Origin of the sequence: Methylobacterium sp. J-048 (assembly GCF_022829515.1) — a bacterium.
Classification (GTDB): domain Bacteria; phylum Pseudomonadota; class Alphaproteobacteria; order Rhizobiales; family Beijerinckiaceae; genus Methylobacterium.
Window position 1 is genome coordinate 116,467 of the sequence record NZ_JAKSYL010000243.1, and the last position, 17,343, is coordinate 133,809.

Here is a 17,343-nt window from a genome sequence, read left to right on the forward strand (position 1 = left end):
TATAACGAGTGGTAGATAAGTCTCTTGACGCCCAGCGTCTACGCCGACATGTGTAGCGTCCTCTACAGATGTCGGAGTCGGTCGTGAACCCTGCGCATCACCCGTCCCATACCCGCTCCGGTCTCCGGCGCAGCCTCACTGCCGGCGTTGCCCTCCTTCTGATGGCCGGCGCATCCATCCAGATCCTTCCAGCCCTGACGATTCGCGGGCCGGAGGCAATCGCCGCGGCGGCACCGGCCGAACAGGCGATGCCGGTTCCGGTCGCCACCGTGGCGCTCCGGACGGTCGCGCTCTGGGATGAGTTCTCCGGCCGTCTGGAGGCCGTCGACCGGGTCGACGTCAGGGCACGGGTCGGCGGCGCGATCCAGGCGACGCACTTCACCGAAGGCGAAATCGTCAGTCCCGGCGACCTGCTGGTGACCATCGACCCCGCCCCCTATGCCGCCGAGGTCCAGCGTCTGGAGGCGCAGGTCGCCGGCGCCGAGGCGCGCGTCGCCCTGACTTCGAGCGACCTCGAACGCGGGCAGCGGCTGTCGGACCAGCATATCGTCACGGCCCGCGATCTCGACGTCCGCGCCAACGCGTTCAAGGAGGCCCGGGCGAGCCTCGACGCGGCGAAGGCGACGCTGGCGGCGGCGCGCTTAAATCTCGGCTACACCGAGGTCCGAGCGGCGGTTGGCGGCCGCGTCGGCCGCCGCGAGATCACACCGGGGAATTTGGTCGCCACCGGCGCGGGCGCCGCCGTGCTGACCACCCTCGTCTCGGTCGATCCCGTCTACGCCAGCTTCGACGCGGACGAGACCGTCGTCCTCAAGGCCCTGGCCTCCCTGGCCGACTCCTCGGGCAAGCGCGGCAGGCTCGACCGCATCCCGGTCGAGATGCTCACGGTCGACGGCGCCCGGGCCCACGGGCACCTCCAGTTCATCGACAACAAGGTCGATGCCCGCAGCGGCACCATCCGGGTTCGCGCGAGCTTCGCCAACGGCGATGGTCATCTCATCCCGGGCCAGTTCGCCCGCATGCGCCTCGGCCGGGCCGCGTCGGAATCGCTGCTGCTCGTGGACGAGCGGGCGGTCGGCACGGATCAGGACAAGAAGTTCGTGCTCGTTGTGGGAGCGGACGACCGCGCCGAGTTCCGCGCCGTCACCCTCGGACGGGCCGTCGATGGACTTCGCATCGTGACCTCCGGCCTGTCCGACGGCGAGCGAATCGTCGTCAACGGCTTGCAGCGCCTGCGGCCCGGCATGCTCCTGCGGCCGGAGCCGGTCGCCATGGGCGCCCGGCCGCAGGATTCTGCACAGGCCCCGCGCCAGCTCGCCGGGCGCTGACGGGCGGCGAACACCGCCCCATTCCCGATCCATCTTCGTGCACGGCGGCTGCTTCGCGACCGCCCCCTCTCCCCGCGCGCAGTCCGATGCCGCGCGATCTCTCTCGCCCCCAGGAGGGCGGCATGAACCTCTCGAAGTTCTTCATCGACCGGCCGATCTTCGCCGGCGTGCTCTCGGTGCTCATCTTCGTGATGGGCCTGATTTCGCTCTTCGCGATGCCGATCTCCGAGTATCCGGACGTGGTACCGCCGTCGGTCGTCGTGCGCGCGACCTTCCCGGGCGCCAACCCGAAGGTCATCGTCGAGACGGTGGCGACGCCGATCGAGGAGCAGATCAACGGCGTCGAGGGCATGCTCTACATGTCGAGCCAGGCCACGACCGACGGCATCATGACGCTGACCGTCACGTTCCGCCTCGGCACCGATCCCGACAAGGCCCAGCAGCTTGTCCAGAACCGCGTCTCGCAGGCCGAGCCGCGCCTGCCCGCGATCGTGCGGCAGCTCGGCATCGTCACGGTGAAGTCCTCGCCGGACCTGACCATGGTCGTGCACTTCGTCTCGCCGAACGGGCGCTACGACATGACCTACCTGCGCAACTACGCGGTGCTGAACATCAAGGACCGGCTTGCCCGCCTCGATGGCGTCGGCCAAGTGCAGCTCTTCGGCTCCGGCGACTACGCCATGCGCATCTGGCTCGACCCGCAGAAGGTCGCCGAGCACGGGCTGTCGGCCGGCGATGTCGTGCGCGAGATTCAGGCCCAGAATGTCGAGGCGGCGGCCGGCGTCATCGGCGCCTCGCCGGCGATCCCGGGACTCGACCTCCAATTGCCGCTCAACGCCGAGGGGCGGCTGACCAGCGAGGAGCAGTTCGGCGACATCGTCGTCAAGTCCGGCGCCGACGGCGAGATCACCCGCCTGCGCGACGTTGCCCGCATCGAACTTGGCGCCTCCGACTATGCCCTGCGCTCGCTCCTCGACAACAAGTCGGCCGTCGCCGTGCCGATTTCCCAGTCGCCCGGCTCGAACGCGATCCAGATCTCCGACGAGGTCCGCCGGACCATGGCGGAGATCAAGCGAAACATGCCCGAGGGCGTCGACTACGAGATCGTCTACGATCCGACGCAGTTCGTGCGCGCCTCCATCGAAGCGGTCATCCACACCCTGCTGGAGGCGATCGCCCTCGTCGTCCTCGTGGTGATCCTGTTCCTGCAGACTTGGCGGGCCTCGATCATCCCGCTCCTGGCGGTGCCGGTTTCCATCGTCGGCACCTTCGCGGTGATGCATGCCTTCGGCTTCTCGATCAACGCGCTCAGCCTGTTCGGCCTGGTGCTCGCCATTGGCATCGTGGTCGACGACGCCATCGTTCCGTCGAAAACGTCGAGCGGAACATCGAGAACGGCCTGTCGCCCCGCGACGCCAGCTACCAGGCCATGCGCGAAGTCTCCGGCCCGATCATCGCCATCGCGCTGGTGCTCGTGGCGGTGTTCGTGCCGCTCGCCTTCATCAGCGGCCTCACCGGACAGTTCTACAAGCAGTTCGCCCTCACCATCGCGATCTCGACCGTGATCTCGGCGGTCAATTCGCTGACTCTCTCGCCGGCCCTCTCCGCGCTTCTCCTCAAGGACCACCATGCCCCGAAGGACCGCCTGACCCGGATCCTCGACACACTGCTCGGCTGGTTCTTCAGGCGCTTCAACCGCGCCTTCGGACGGGCCTCAAACGGATATGGGCGCGGTGTCAGGATCGTCGTCTCGCGCAAGGCGACGATGATGGTGCTCTACCTCGTGCTGGTCGGCTTGACGGTTGTGCTGTTCCGCCAGATTCCCGGCGGTTTCGTGCCGGGCCAGGACAAGCAGTACCTCGTCGGCTTCGCGCAGCTTCCCGACGGTGCGACCCTTGACCGGACCGAGGAGGTGATCCGCCGCATGAGCGAGATCGCCCTGAAGGAGCCCGGCGTCGAGAGCGCCGTTGCCTTCCCGGGCCTGTCGATCAACGGCTTCACCAACAGCTCGAACTCGGGGATCGTGTTCTCCACCCTGAAGCCCTTCGAGGAGCGGCGGTCGCCGGCCCTGAACGGCGCCGCCATCGCGCAGTCGTTGAATCGGAAATACGCTGCGATCCCCGAGGCGTTCATCGCGATGTTCCCGCCGCCGCCCGTGAACGGCCTCGGCACCATCGGCGGCTTCAAGCTCCAGATCGAGGACCGGGCCGGCCTCGGCTACGAGGCGCTCAACGACGCGACCAAGGCCTTCCTGGCCAAGGCGGCGCAGGCGCCGGAGCTCGCCGGCCTGTTCTCCAGCTTCCAGATGAACGTGCCGCAGCTCTTCGCTGATATCGATCGGACGAAGGCACGCCAGCTGCGCATTCCCGTGACGGACGTCTTCGACACGCTGCAGATTTATCTCGGATCGCTCTACGTCAACGATTTCAACCGGTTCGGCCGGACCTACTCGGTCAGGGTCCAGGCCGACGCGCCCTTCCGCGCCCGCTCGGACGACATCGGGGCGCTGAAGGTGCGGGCCGGCTCCGGCGAGATGGTGCCGCTCGCAGCGCTCCTGCGCGTCCGGCAGACGGCCGGCCCGGAGCGCGCCATGCGCTACAACGGCTTCCTTTCCGCCGACATCAATGCCGGCGCGGCGCCGGGCTACTCGTCGGGCCAGGCTCAGGCCGCCGCGGCCCGCATCGCGGCCGAGACACTGCCGCGCGGCTTCGCCTTCGAGTGGACGGACCTGACCTATCAGGAGTTCATCGCGGGTAACTCGGGCGTGTGGGTGTTCCCCCTCGCCCTGCTCCTGGTCTTCCTCGTACTCGCCGCCCAGTACGAGAGCTTGGCGCTGCCGCTCGCGATCCTGCTGATCGTGCCGATGGGCCTGCTCGCGGCGATGTTCGGCGTGTGGCTCTCGGCGGGCGACAACAACGTCTTCACCCAGATCGGCCTGATCGTCCTCGTCGGTCTCTCGGCCAAGAACGCGATCCTGATCGTGGAATTCGCCCGCGAACTGGAATTCGCCGGTCGCACCCCGCTCCAGGCCGCCATCGAGGCGAGCCGCTTGCGGCTGCGCCCGATCCTGATGACGTCGATGGCCTTCATCATGGGCGTGCTCCCCCTGGTGACGGCCACCGGCGCCGGCTCCGAGATGCGAAGCGCCATGGGCGTTGCCGTGTTCTCCGGCATGATCGGCGTCACCGCCTTCGGGCTCTTCCTGACGCCGGTGTTCTACGTCCTGCTTCGCCGTCTCACCGGCAACCGGCCGCTCAAGCACCACGGTGGTCCCGTACCGCTCGTCCACCAGGACCAACTCGCGGAGGCGGTTTAGCGATTGCGGGCTGTGCTTTGCAAAGCTTGCGTCGTCCTGACGCTACTGGAGCCGCATTTGAGCGGATTGAGTGGAAGGCATCGTAGCATGCCGACAAAATCGGAGACGGAGGACTGGTTCACCTGGATGGAGGACCAGCCGGACGCGTCGCGGTCGATGAAGTTCTTCTGCACGCGATCGGGCCAGCGCCAAGCCGTCGCGCCCGCGGCGTGGTCGAGCGGCACCCATCGCTCCAGGACGCCGACTTGGTTGGCGGATTCCCACGCCGTGTCCATCGGGCCGGGCTGCAGGGTCGCGTCCCCGGCCTGGCAGTCGGGAACATCCGGTCGAACTCACCCCGTCACGCCTCAAGCTTTGGAGCAAGTTGGATGACGCGGGCGTGCTGGAACGCCCGCGCCTCGGCGCGGATCACCTTGCGCGAGACCCTCGACCACCCTGCGGCCAGAGCTGTGCAATCAGCCAGATTTTCCCGGCGGCGCCGGCACGACATCGCCGGGAACATCAGCGTGTTCTGAAGCGGACCGGAAAGCGCCACGGGAAAGACCGGCGCTCCACGGTCGCACTCCGATTCAGAACCTGACGGAGAAGGCGCCCTTTGCAGCGTGGTCCTGGGCTCTGGCGCCGATCTGGCCGGTGTAGGACACGCCCAGCGAGGCCGCCGGGGTGAGCCACACCGCCAGCCCGGCCTCGGCGACCAGCGCGTCCCGGTCGATCGGCAGGCCGGCGCTGACGAACCGGGCGCCGGTGCCCCGGAACGCCAGAACCGCGCTCGGGACGACGTCGCCGAAGGTCCGCCGGTAGCCGGCGAGCGCGTGCACCGACACCGGCAGTGCCGCCTCCGGATCGAGCTGTGCCTCGACCCGCAGACCCGCGGTCGCGGTCGGCAACAGGCTCCCGCGCGCCGACCCCGTCAGCGCCGCCGCCCCGCCCTGCTCGGCGAAGCGGTCGCGGCCCAGCGCCACCGCCCCGGCGCCGACGAACGGCTCCAGCACCGAGCCGGCGCTGAGCGCGATCCGGTAGCCGGCCTCGCCGAAACCCTGGAGGCTGCGGCCGCCGGTGCGGGCGGTGGGCGTGTCGGTCAGGCCGGGGAACGCCACCACCCGGCGCAGCCGCGCCGGCTCATCGGCCGCCAGTGCCCCGAACCGCAGTACCGCCGGGCCGGTCTCCAAGCTGCCGTAGACGCCGCCGAACGTGCTCTCCAGCGTCCCGGTCTGGACCTGGCCCGGGCTCGCGAGATTGGTCTCGACATGGCCGCCGGCCACGCCGAGCCGCAGGCCCTCGGCGCCCAGGCCGTCCAGGCGGGCATCGACGCCCAGGACGAAGCCGGCGCTCTGGCGCGACAGGGCGGCGGCATTGCCGTCGGCCCGGACGTGGCCGAGGCTGCCCAGCCCCTGGCCCCACAGGTTCACGATCCGGGGGTCGAACACCCGCGCCGGGATCGCGACCGGCTCCACCGGCTCTCCGGGCCGGTCGGCCGTGTAGGTCGCCGGCAGGCTGCCGTAGTCGCGCAACTCGGGAGCCCCGCCCCAGCGCAGCCGGTCGAGCACCGCCTCGCGGACGAGTCCGGCATTGGGAAGGCGCTCGAGGCCAGGCTGGCATGGGCATCGCCCGCCATCCCGGCGAACGCCGCCCGGGCCTGGCCCGCCGACAGGGTCGCGACCGCGTCGTACAGGACCGAGCCCACCGCCCCGGCCTGCACCGCGGTGGCGGCGGCGCGCTGGTTGCGGCTCCGGGCGACGGCGGCGAAGTCGAGGTCGTTGCGCGCCAGCGTCAGGGTCACGGCCCCGGGCTCGTAGCCGAGGAACGGGGTCAGGAACGCGAAGGTGCTCGACACCCCGTCGAACCGGCCCTGGACCCCGCCCGCGGCGCTCAGGATGGTGTAGCGCGTGCGCGGCGCGTAGGTGCCGGCGCCGGCGACCGCCTCGACCCGGGCGCCCGCCACGGTGGCGGTGCCGCCGACCGCGACCAGGTCGGAGCGGCCATCGGCGGTGGCGTCGATCCGGTAGACCGAGCCAGGCGCCAGGGTGAGGTTGCCGGCGACGGTGATGCGACCGAGCACGCCCGGGACGGCGCCGGGGCTGAGCACGCTGCCGGCGCCGAGGCTGAGGGTGCCGAACCAGCCGTCGCCGGTGAGCCGGCTGCCGGCCCCGAAGGTGAGCGCGGCGTTGGGCAGGGCGCCGGTGACCGCGAGGTCGCCGCCCTGCACGCTGATCGGCCCGGAGAAGGTGTTGAGCCCCGAGAGCGTCAGGGTGCCGCCGCCGACCTTGGTCAGGCTGGTCGGGCTGCCGCCGTCGACGATCTGCCCGGCATAGTCGGACGAGCTGCCGTCGGTGCCGACCGTGAGCCGGCCGTTGCCGAGCGTGGCGCTGGCCGCGGTGCCGGTGAGCGAGCCCACCGTCAGGGCGGTGCCGCCGAGGTCGAACGCGCCGTCGTTGGTCAGCCGGGTGATGCCGGTGGTGGTGCCGGTCAGCGCGATCACCGCCCCCGGGGCGTTGCTCACCGGCCCGGCGAGCACGCCCGCGGCCTGGACCGCTCCGGTGTTGGACAGCCCGCCGGTGAGGCTGCCGGTGGTGACCAGGGTGCCGGCATTGGCGAGCGGGGCCGAGACGGTGGTGAAGCGGCCGGTGTTGATCAGGGTTCCGCCCGCGGCGTTGAGGCCGTCGGCGGTGTAGGACCCGGCATTGACCAGGCGGCCGGTGTTGACGAGGTCGTCGACGACGCTGGCTTGGGCCGCGATGGTGAGCAGGCCGGCATTGGCGACGCTGCCGGCGTGCAGCCGGCCGCCGTCAACCACGGCGACGGTGCCGGCGTTGCTCAAGCCGCCGGCGAGGTCGTAGCGCCCGGAGACGATCAGGCTGGCCTGGGCGGCGTTGGCGAATCCGGCATCCGAGGAGACCGGCCCGGTGATGGCCACCTGCCCGGCGTTGCGGATGGCGCCGTTGAGGGCGCCGCCGGTGGCGATGAGCGAGCCGGTGTTGGTCACCCCGCCCGCGATCGTGCCGCTGGTGAGCGCGGTGCCGGCGTTGCTCAGCCCGCCGGCGAGCGTCCCGGCATTGGTCAGCGTGGTGCCGGCCAGCGTGAGCACCGGTGACACCAGGCTGGCGCTGGCGGTGAGGTTGAGGCCGCCGGCGGCGACGGTGGTCAGGCCGGTGAAGCTGTGGGCGGCGGTCAGCGTCAGGGTGCCTGTGCCGCGCTGGACCAGGTCGCCGGGGCCGGAGATGGTGCCGGCGAAGGTGAGGTCGTCGGCGCGGTTGAACGCCAGGGTGCCGGCATCGGCGACGTCGCCGACCAGGCTGCCCGCGGTACCGCCGTCGCCGACCTGGAGGGTGCCGGCCGCGACGGTGGTGCCGCCGATATAGGTGTTGGTGCCGGTCAGCGTCAGCGTGCCGGCGCCGCGCTTGGCGAGGGCTCCGGTGCCGGAGACGGTGCCCGCGAAGGTGACGGCGTCGGCGCGGTTGAACGCCAGGGTGCCGGCATCGACGACGTCGCCGACCAGGCTGCCCGCGGTACCGCCATCGCCGACCTGGAGGGTGCCGGCCGCGATGGTGGTGCCGCCGGTATAGGTGTCGGCACCGGTCAGCGTGAGGGTACCGGCGCCGGCCTTGGTCAGGCCGCCGGTGCCGTCGAGGGTGCCGGCGAAGCTGGTGGAGCTGTTGTCGCCGCCGGCGGTGAGGCGGGCGGCGCCCAGGGCGACGCGGCCCTGTCCGGCGAGCGAGCCCACAATCTCGCTGTCGGCGAGCGCCAGGGTGGCGCCGGCGCCGATGCGCACGGCGCTCTGATCGCCGATGGCCTGGCCGCCGATCGCCCGGAGGGTGCCGGCCGCGATGGTGGTCGGACCGGAATAGGTGTTGGTCCCGGAGAGGGCCAGGGTGCCGGCGCCGAGCTTGGCCAGGCCGCCGGATCCGGACAGCGACTGGCTGAGGGTGAAGGTGTTGGCCGGATCGGCGATGTCGAGCCCGCCGCCGCCCTCCGCCCAGGTGATCGGGCGTGAGGTCGCGGTGAAGCCGGTGCCGGTGACCTGGAGGACGCCGCCGTCGAAGGTGAGCGGGGCGGCGGCGGCGCCGAGGCTGGCGTCGCGCGAGACCGAGAGCGTGCCGCCGGCGAAGGTGGTACCGCCGGAATAGCTGTTGGTGCCGGTGAGCGTGAGCGTGCCGCCGCCAAGCTTGATCAGGCTGCCTCGGGTCGGGATCGACGCGAACGAGGCGATGCGGGTTTCGGTCGTCGCAACGTATTGCGGCCACAGATCATTGGCGGATGCGCCGGCTTGCGCGATCGTTGCCGCCTTGAGGTCGGCGATCTGCCGGCGCAAAACGTTGATCGCATTCCGCCTGTAGCCATCAATGTAGAGGTAGTTCCAGTTACTGTTCTCGGATGTGAGTTTTGTCAGGACGGTGCCGACGATCAAATTGTCGTCCGCTCTGCGCCAGGCCGTCTCGACGGCTGCCTGATAGCTGTTCGTTTGCAATCCAGCGAGAAGGTTGTTCAGCACGTTCCTGATAAGCGGTGTCGCGTTCTGGATTCCGGCCGGGGTGAGTTGCTGAGCCAGGGCGGCCTTGCGGGTCGGCCAGGCGGCGGCTTCGGCGTCATTCTCCTGCTTGCGCTGGATCAGCGCGTCTTCGGAGATGTTGTTCGACCAGGTGTCGCTGGTGCCGGTCGGCAGGTTGGCCGCGACGGGCCCCAGGAACTGCCCAGGGCCCTTCATGGCCTTGTTCAGGTCGATCACGCCCCAGCCCCAGACGGCGTTCGGGGCGTTGGGGTTGGCGTCTGAGACGCCGTCGACGGCGTTGCGGTGATGGGCGGTGGTGAGCAGGACGTCGCGGGCCTGCTGATTGGTCATGTACGGGTAGCGCTGCATGATCACCGCGAGTGCGCCGGTGGCATGCGGGGCGGCCATGGATGTGCCGCTTACCGCCGTATAGCCGGTTTGGTGCGCAGGATCGATGTGCCACAATCCCCGCGGATCCCAGGGAGCCCCTGCCGTATAGGGGGGAGCGGTACTGACGATCGAACTGCCTGGCGCGACGACATACCAATACTTATCGACGCCTGCTTTGTTCGAGTATGGGGCGATGGCCAAGCTGTCCCGATCGTAGTTGCGCGCGTTAGTCTGCTGTGCGGCACCAACGGAAATCCAATCATTTTCCAATTTCGGCCTGAAGTATGGCAATGAAGCACGCATGTCGGCATTTCTAAAATATGTATTCCCCGCGATGACGACTTGAATGACGCCGTATTTCTGCGTCACTTCATCCAACGCGTCGAGAAGCGTTTTTCTGCCGGAAAACGTATCGTAGGCGCGGACCATGCCGAGGGTGGTATTGTAGTTGTCCTGAAGAGGGGGGTCTCCCCAGGACGTATTGATCGCTCGGGCACAGGTCTCAGCGATTGTTTCATAAGCATTTTTGAAATAGCTGTAGTCGATATTGAATCCATGAATTGTGGAGTCGATGGTCTTAGTATTTGCTACAAAGACGTTGGCGTCGAAGGCGACGCCGTGCATGCCGACGCCATCGCGAGAGGCCGCGATCGTCCCGCTTACATGGGTGCCATGGGGATCGTTGTACTCAGGGTTGTACGTTCCAGGAACGGAATAAGGCTGCCCCGCTGTGAAAAAACTCCAAGACGGAGAATTGGCCTCCGGTCTTCCGGACGCGTTCATGAGGTAGAAGCCGGTCGATCCGAATGCCCCTGTCAGCGTGACGGGTTTGACGCGGCCATCCGCGAATTCCGGGTGTACGCTGTAAATGCCTGAGTCGATGACACCGACGGTGACGCCTAAGCCGGTATAACCCGCCGCGTAAGCATCCGCAGCGCGTATAGCCTCCAGGCCCCAATCCGCTCTGTACTCCGGCGTGCGCCAAGTCGCGGGGTCGGTGGCGGCCAAGCTCTGCGCGAGGGCGTCGTGCGAGACCGACGCTCCAAATGCCGCCAGCCCAAGGGTCGATCGACGCAATACGGTCATGATCGATTGGCGATTATTGAGAATAATTGGAATAACATCGTGAATGGATACAAATATTAGCATTCTCGACAGCACGATCACCCTATAAAGTTGAACCAATCCAATTAGCTGAAGCATAATATCGGGTTCGATCACCGCCTATCACGATGGGCGAGTGAGTTTTGCAAAGACTATGCCACAAAATATCCGGCGAAAGCGGCCACGCATCGTCATAAATATCAAAAGTTATTGTTTTTTATTCGAATCAATACACAAGTAATCGATATGATACGTCGCAACAAATGGCTAGACGTCCTGCCGGCTAAATTTTAGACCGACCTAGTTTCCACATCTCTTCGAAAAGAGGTTGGAGCGCGGTTGCTCCGAACCTACACCTGATCCGCGGCCAGCGCTGTTTGGCCGACGCGAACAGGCCGAGCTGCGCCGCGAGAATGCCTTTGTGCGGGCCGGAGGTGAGGCGCAGGGTCGGCGGTACCGGGAGAGCCGGTCGGGCGAGGCCGGGCTTACCGTACGGCACCACACCGGCAATCCGGCTGTTTTCCCCGCGGAGAAACACGTTCGTCGTATGCGGCCCGGGCTCCAGGATCTCCCGCGGCCGGACCCCATCCACGGTCATGTCGGACACCGCCGTCAGCAGACAGGCACGGCCGGCCGCCTGAACGGCGAACGCCTGAAATTCTGCCGCGCGCTGTCGCCAGACACGGCGCACGGCGCCGCCACTGGTTTGCGGAAATGGATTCGTGCCGGCTGCGTCGCGGCCTCGGTGATGAAGGACGCGATCGTGTTCCGATTAGCGATATGGGCTGCCGGGAACAGGAATGCAGCGCATTAATTTTGATTGATCGACATTTCGGTTCGGCACGGCGAGTGTCATCACCGTCGAGATCGTCAAGCCGGAAAACGGCGAGACCAGCTTTGCCGCGCGGCTCTGATGCTGGGTCATCGAGCGGATTTTCGGGTGGATCAGCCGCTGCCGCAGGTCTGCGCGTGACCCCGAAGCCATACCGTCCGCCGCACTCGCCTTTTTGTCTTCGCTGGCGCCATGGTTCTCGTCAGACGAATGGCAGCGGCACTATGAATCACAGTCTGCCATCGTCTGAGTCGCCGTTTGTCAAGGTTCATGGGATCGCTTGCGGCCCAGTCGGCCACATTCGAACCAAGCAGCTCCAAGCAATCCAAACACTCCGCGTAAAATGTTTATTTTTTAAACAACGAGGGTATCTATAGCGCCAAGTAATAACGTGCCTTGTCGAGGCTTCAAATCTGCATTTCTATAGTTCTCCATTTTTTGGTTCCGTCCAATACTTTGACGCCCTGCTGCTTCTTGCTGCGGGGCGTATGTCGCTTTCCTCTCGCCTTCCCCAGCATCGGCGATGGCCGGATTTGGGGAAGGCTTCCGGTCGGCACCCTGCACTTATCGCAACGTCGGCGACTCGCCGGCCTTCAGATGGCGGTCCTCGCCCTCGGGACCGCCGAGGGAGACATGCGAATTCAATCGCCCGAGATGTTCGAAGACGTGCTCGAAGGCGCGGATGACCGCCTCGTCGAAGGAGCCGTCGCGCTGGCCTTGTGACGCTTTCAGGGCCCGGAGGAGATCCTGGTGTTTCTCTTGATCGCTCGACATGTCGGTCCTCCCGCTGATCCTGGTGCCAGCGAGGAGCCAAGTACTGGTATCGGCATCGGTTCCTGCCGCCGACCTGCGGCTAACGTTCTGCTGAGACCGCAACCGTGTTCCTCGCGATCCAGCCCGCGAGCGGGATGTCCGTGAGGGGACGATCACCGAGGAGTTCGCGGGCGACCAGGGCGAAGTCGACGCATTCCTCGCCTTCGCCGTCATCTTCGGCCGCCTTGGCGGTCCAGGCCAGAAGTTCGGCCCAGTGCCCCCGCCGCGGGGCAATGATGTCCCGCAGGACGGCTTCCTCCCGCTGCTTCTTGGTGCCTGCCTTGGCGGCGGTGCGCGGCGCAGCATCGCTCGGCTCGAACCACGATTGAACGAACGCATATTCCTTCGGCCACAGCTTCGAGGCCGCGAGCGCGGCCGCGACGGCCTGCGCCGACAGCCGTTCGGCCGGGACATCGGCGAGCAGTGCCGCGATGAGCGTTCCCGCGTCCACCCGATCCGGTCGGATCTGGCTGGGGCTCACAGCCTCGAGAAACTGCACCAGGCCGAAGGGCGGCGGTTCTTGTCGGTCCAGATTGTCGGCGAGGCGGTGTGCGATGATCGCCTGCGCGATCTCGGGCGAGGCATCGAAGACATCGATCTCGGATTCGATCTGGACCAGGAGTTGTTCGATCTCGCGCCGGCTGAGATCTTCGTGGATCCAGGCGTCCCGCACGCCGAAGCCGTGCTTCACGAGGAGCGAGGCGAGAGCGTGCTTGCGACCGCGCTTGAGAGCCACGAAGACGCTCTGCGCGCCGGACCCGTCGCATCCCGAGGCGAGGACCGATGTGATCTGCACCGCCGGTTTCTTCGCCGGTTGCAGGCCGTGTTGCCGACAAGTGCGGATCGCGGCATCCAGGATCGCCTGCAGCCCTTCGTCGAGCCACGGCCGCATCAGGACGAGGCGCTCCACGCTCTCTGCCGAAAGGGCGGCCCGTTTGGCGGCTGCGGAAAGGCCCTGCGCCACCTGCCTGGCGACGGCGGGACTGGGGTCGAGCAACCAACCGAGTGCCGCCTCGCGCATCGACGCGACGTCCGATGTCGCCAACGAGCCGACGATCACGAGCCGCTGCTCGTCCAGGAAGGCGGCGATCTGCTCGGAGAGCTGCCTATGGATGAGGAAGGGGTCATGGTCGAGGGCCTCGGCCAAGGATGCGAACTGCGCGGCGACGTCTTCGGGACCGGACATCGGCGCCTGCGCGGCCGCCTGCTCGGACAGGTCGACGGTGAGCGCGCGCAGTTCATCGCCGAGATCGAGCTTGGCAGCCGCGAATTGCTGGGCGAGCAGCAACATCACCTCGGGCGGCAACCGGCCGGCCTCGGCGGCCCGGGTGAGGGTTTGCCGGATCTCCGTCACGAGTCCCGCCGCGTGATCGCCGCCACCGCCCTCAAGCGCCATACGGGCTTCTTCGAGCGCTTGCCCGACCATGAACAGGAGCACCTCGCACAGGGCTTCGTCGGGTCGCTTCTTGCCGACCTCGGCGATCAGCAGGTCGAGGACGACGACGACGGCGTCCGGTCTCTCGGACAGGGCGAGACCGACGGCCTGCACGTCGGCCGTGATCTGTCCTCGTCGAAGATCGCCGGCGGCGCGCTTGGCAAGCTGCAGAATCTTGGACCGGGGGGCGTTCGCTGGAGCGGGCATCGCGGAAGCGGCCTCGTTGATGCGGCTTTGCCAAGTGATCCGACAATTCAGAGCTCCGATCAATCAGCCTCGCCGTAGTAGCGGCCGCTGGAGACGATCGAGCTCCCGTCAGCGCTCACCCACCGGGAGCCAGCCACGCCGGCTTCGACAGGCCCAGATGGTCGCGCAAGGTCGAACCGTCATAGTCCCGCCGGAACAGGCCGCGCCGCTGCAGGATCGGCACGACGTGGTCCACAAAGGTCTCCAGGCCGTCCGGCAGCACGTCCGGCATCAGGTTGAAGCCGTCGGCGGCGCCGGCCTGGAACCACGCCTCGATGTCGTCGGCGATCCGCTCGGGCGTGCCGACGATGATCCGGTGCCCGACGCCGCCACCCAGGGCGCGAAGCAGCTCGCGCACCGTCAGGTTGTCCCGCCGGGCCAGCGCCACGGTGCCCTGAAACATCGTGTGGTTAGCATCGGGGGGCAGCGGCAGCGGATCCGGCAGCGGCTTGTCGAGGTGGAGCTGTTCGGGCGCGATCCGCAATGTCCCGGCGAGGCGCGCGAGGCTGTAGTCGAGCGGCACGAGCTCCCAGAGCTCGTCCTGGCGCCCCCGCGCCTCGGCCTCCGTGGCGCCGATCACCGTGGCGAGGCCGGGGAGCACGACAATCGCGGCCGGATCCCGACCGTAGCGCGCGGCCCTGGCGCGCAGGTCCGCGGCATAGGCTGCGCCGTCCGGGATGGTCTGGGCCAGGGAGAACACCGCGTCGGCCGTGGCGGCTGCGAGGTCGCGGCCGTCCTCCGAGCCTCCGGCCTGCACCGTCACGGGCCTGCCTTGCGGCGAACGCGGCACGGTGAGCGGCCCGGCGACGCTGTAATGGGCGCCGCGATGGTCGATGGCGTGGACCTTGGCGCTGTCGGCGAAGCGGCCGCTCGCCTTGTCGCCCACCAGCGCATCGTCCTCCCAGCTGTCCCAGAGAGCGTGGACGACCGCCGTGAATTCCCGGGCGCGGGCGTAGCGCGCGCCGTGCTCGGCGACGCCGGCGAAGCCGAAGTTGCGGCCTGCCGCCGCGTCCGCCGTGGTCACCGCGTTCCAGCCGACCCGGCCGCGGCTGACGAGGTCCAGGGTCGCGAAGCGCCGGGCCAAGTTGTACGGCTCGTTGTAGGTGGTGGAGGCGGTCGCGATCAGCCCGACATGCGTGGTCGCGGCGGCCACGCTCGCCAGCACGATGGTGGGCTCGAGCGCCATGAACGGCCGGTAATCGATCCGGTCGTTGATCGCCGGCGTGTCGGCCAAAAAGATCGCGTCGAACTTGCCTCGCTCCGCGACGCGGGCAACGCGCACGTAGTGGTCGATGTCGACGAAGGCGTCCGGCCGGCTGTCCGGCAGCCGCCAGGCTGAAGGGTAGACACCGGAATGCAGCAGGTTGACGTTGAGGTGGAGTTCGCGCCGCGCGCTCATCGGAATCCCTGACTCAGCGGACGCGCGGCAGGACGTGCTCGGCGAACCGGCGCATCTCGGCCTCGAACGGCTGGAACTGCAGCATGAACAGGTCGATGCCGGCCTCGTGGAAGGCGCGGATCCGGGCCGCCACCGTCTCGTAGCTCCCCACCAGCCCGGCCGCGGTGCCGCCATTGGTGCCGACATGGCGGCTGGCTGCCGCGTCGGTCTTGGTGAACATCACGCTCGCCGTGTCGGTGCGGGCGCGCGTGTCGGCGCGCAGGTCCGCGTCGCGCTGCGCGAGAGCCAGCAGGCGGTCATGCTCGGCCTCGGCTGCCGCGTCGGTCTCGCGGGCGATGACGAAGGCCGAGAGGCCGTAGCGCAGGGGGACGTTGGCTGCAGGGCGCCCGGAGACGTCGGCGATCAACGCACGAACGTCGTCCAGCTTCTGGCCGTTGATGAACCAGACATCGGCGTGGTCGGCCGCCAGCGCCCGGGCCGGCTCCGATTCGCCGCCGAGATAGATTGTGGGCCGCGGTCGGTAGGTGCCGGCGGGGCGGAGCTGGTAACCCTCGACCTGGAAATGCGCGCCGGAAAAGCTGACGCGCTCGCCGCGCATCAGCCGGTCCACGAGGCCGATCCATTCGCGCCCATAGGCGTAGCGGTCGTCATGGGCCGGGAACGGCAGGCCGGCCCGCTCGAACTCGGCCCGGTTCCAGGCATTCACGAGGTTCAGGGCGAAGCGGCCGCCGCTGACATGCTCGATCTGCAGCGCCATCTTGGCGAGCACCACCGGGTGGTACAGCCCCGGCTTGATCGCCGCGATGATCTCGATCCGCGTCGTCAGCGCCGCCAGCGCGGCCGCCGCGGTCCAGGCTTCGAGCTGGTCGCGGCCCGCATCGTAGGGGTTCATCGTGTGCTGGGCGACCAGCACCGCATCGAAACCGAGGGCCTCGGCCTCGAGCACCAGGGCGCGGTTGCGCTCCCAGCTCGCGTCGTCCGGCTCGTCGGGATCGTGATGGGCGGCGCGGGAGCCGTGGACGGCGGCCCAGATGCCGAACCGGGGTGACTCCGCCATCGGTTCAGCCCTTCACCGCCGGCGGCGTCCAGATCGGGACATCGGTGGCGTCGATCCGGCGCGGGATCAGCTTGGCTTCGAGGAAGGTGTCGGCGATCGCCTGCTGCTCGCCGAGCTGCGCCCGCTCCACCGGTTCCACGCGGTAGGTGCGCCGGGCATTGGCGGCCGCCACCACGGCGAGCGGCAGGTCGCCCCAGACGGGGGCCAGCAGCGCCACCGCCGCGTCCGGGTTGGCCTTCGCCCATTGCCCCGCCTCGACCAGCGCCCGGTACACAGTGGCGACCACCTCCGGATGCTCGGCGACGAAGCTGTCGTTGACCAAGTAATAGCGGTGGTAGCTCGTCAGGCCGGTTCCGTCGGCGATGGTGCGCACCGGGCGCTTGGCTTCGGCGAAAGCCAGGAACGGGTCCCAGATCGACCAGGCATCGAGGCTGCCCTGCTCGAAGGCCGCCGCTCCCTCGGGTGCCTGGAGGTAGGCCGGCCGGATATCGTCGAAACTCAGGCCTGCACGCTTCAAGGCCGCGGCCAGGATATAGTGGTTGCCGGAACCGCGCGAGACGCCGACCGTGCGGCCCTTGAGGTCCGCGACCGTGCGGATCGGCGACTCCGCCGGCACGATGATGGCTTCCGCCGTCGGTGACCCGCGCTCGCGGGCGTAGAAGGTCAGGGGCGCCCGCGCCGATTGCGCGAAGATCGGCACCGCGTCGGCGACGTCGGCATGAATATCGACGGCCCCGGCATTCATCGGTTCGAGGACGTTGGTGAACAGGTGCCAGGTCGGCGTGAAGCCGAGGGGCGCCAGGCGCTCGGCCAGGGTGCCTTTCACCTTGAGGATCGTGAACAGCACCGACGAGCGCTGCATGCTGATCTTCACCTCGCGCACCGCCGCATGCACGGCCGGCGACGCGAAGGGCAGCGCCGCGGCGCCGAGGCCGGC

General features: G+C 68.3%; 10 protein-coding genes and 2 pseudogenes. 3 read left to right on the top strand and 9 right to left on the bottom strand.

Going from position 1 to position 17,343, the window contains the following annotated elements; translation table 11 throughout:
* Positions 1–68: 68 nt before the first annotated feature.
* Both MKL09_RS24750 and MKL09_RS24755 read left to right on the top strand, forming a co-directional pair.
* Positions 69–1,328: an efflux RND transporter periplasmic adaptor subunit gene (locus MKL09_RS24750; protein ID WP_409566986.1), complete on the top strand. Its 1,260-nt coding sequence runs from the start codon at positions 69–71 to the stop codon at positions 1,326–1,328.
* A gap of 122 nt (positions 1,329–1,450) precedes the next feature.
* Positions 1,451–4,644: pseudogene (locus tag MKL09_RS24755) on the top strand (efflux RND transporter permease subunit).
* On the opposite strand, the gene MKL09_RS24760 reads toward MKL09_RS24755, so the two are convergent.
* The 4 genes from MKL09_RS24760 to MKL09_RS24775 all read right to left on the bottom strand — a co-directional run bounded on the left by MKL09_RS24760 (position 4,641) and on the right by MKL09_RS24775 (position 11,315).
* Complete coding sequence (locus tag MKL09_RS24760) at positions 4,641–4,868, bottom strand: hypothetical protein (protein WP_244024655.1); 228 nt, start codon at positions 4,866–4,868, stop codon at positions 4,641–4,643. The pseudogene MKL09_RS24755 and the gene MKL09_RS24760 sit on opposite strands and share 4 nt — an antisense overlap.
* 345 nt (positions 4,869–5,213) lie before the next feature.
* Positions 5,214–6,155, bottom strand: a complete 942-nt coding sequence (locus MKL09_RS24765) for an autotransporter outer membrane beta-barrel domain-containing protein (protein WP_244024657.1) — start codon at positions 6,153–6,155, stop codon at positions 5,214–5,216.
* Positions 6,050–10,723 carry an autotransporter-associated beta strand repeat-containing protein gene (locus MKL09_RS24770; protein WP_313901205.1) on the bottom strand — a complete coding sequence of 1,558 codons (4,674 nt, stop codon included), beginning with the start codon at positions 10,721–10,723 and terminating at the stop codon, positions 6,050–6,052. The genes MKL09_RS24765 and MKL09_RS24770 overlap by 106 nt, the downstream gene beginning before the upstream one ends.
* Before the next feature lie 184 nt (positions 10,724–10,907).
* Positions 10,908–11,315, bottom strand: a complete 408-nt coding sequence (locus tag MKL09_RS24775; RefSeq protein ID WP_244024661.1) for a hypothetical protein — start codon at positions 11,313–11,315, stop codon at positions 10,908–10,910.
* A 142-nt stretch (positions 11,316–11,457) separates the two neighbouring features.
* Between MKL09_RS24775 and MKL09_RS24780 the strand changes: the two are divergent.
* Positions 11,458–11,684: pseudogene (locus MKL09_RS24780) on the top strand (IS5/IS1182 family transposase); the annotation flags it as partial.
* A gap of 336 nt (positions 11,685–12,020) precedes the next feature.
* On the opposite strand, the gene MKL09_RS24785 reads toward MKL09_RS24780, so the two are convergent.
* The 5 genes from MKL09_RS24785 to MKL09_RS24805 all read right to left on the bottom strand — a co-directional run bounded on the left by MKL09_RS24785 (position 12,021) and on the right by MKL09_RS24805 (position 17,322).
* Positions 12,021–12,230 carry a hypothetical protein gene (locus MKL09_RS24785; protein WP_244024662.1) on the bottom strand — a complete coding sequence of 70 codons (210 nt, stop codon included), beginning with the start codon at positions 12,228–12,230 and terminating at the stop codon, positions 12,021–12,023.
* A 79-nt stretch (positions 12,231–12,309) separates the two neighbouring features.
* Positions 12,310–13,974 carry a hypothetical protein gene (locus tag MKL09_RS24790; RefSeq protein ID WP_244024664.1) on the bottom strand — a complete coding sequence of 555 codons (1,665 nt, stop codon included), beginning with the start codon at positions 13,972–13,974 and terminating at the stop codon, positions 12,310–12,312.
* A 52-nt stretch (positions 13,975–14,026) separates the two neighbouring features.
* Entirely contained in the window at positions 14,027–15,349 is a 1,323-nt protein-coding gene (locus MKL09_RS24795; protein ID WP_244024666.1) for an LLM class flavin-dependent oxidoreductase, read from the bottom strand.
* A 13-nt stretch (positions 15,350–15,362) separates the two neighbouring features.
* Positions 15,363–16,406, bottom strand: a complete 1,044-nt coding sequence (locus MKL09_RS24800) for an LLM class flavin-dependent oxidoreductase (protein ID WP_244024668.1) — start codon at positions 16,404–16,406, stop codon at positions 15,363–15,365.
* Between the two features lie 4 nt (positions 16,407–16,410).
* Entirely contained in the window at positions 16,411–17,322 is a 912-nt protein-coding gene (locus MKL09_RS24805) for an aliphatic sulfonate ABC transporter substrate-binding protein (RefSeq protein WP_244024681.1), read from the bottom strand.
* Positions 17,323–17,343: the final 21 nt, after the last annotated feature.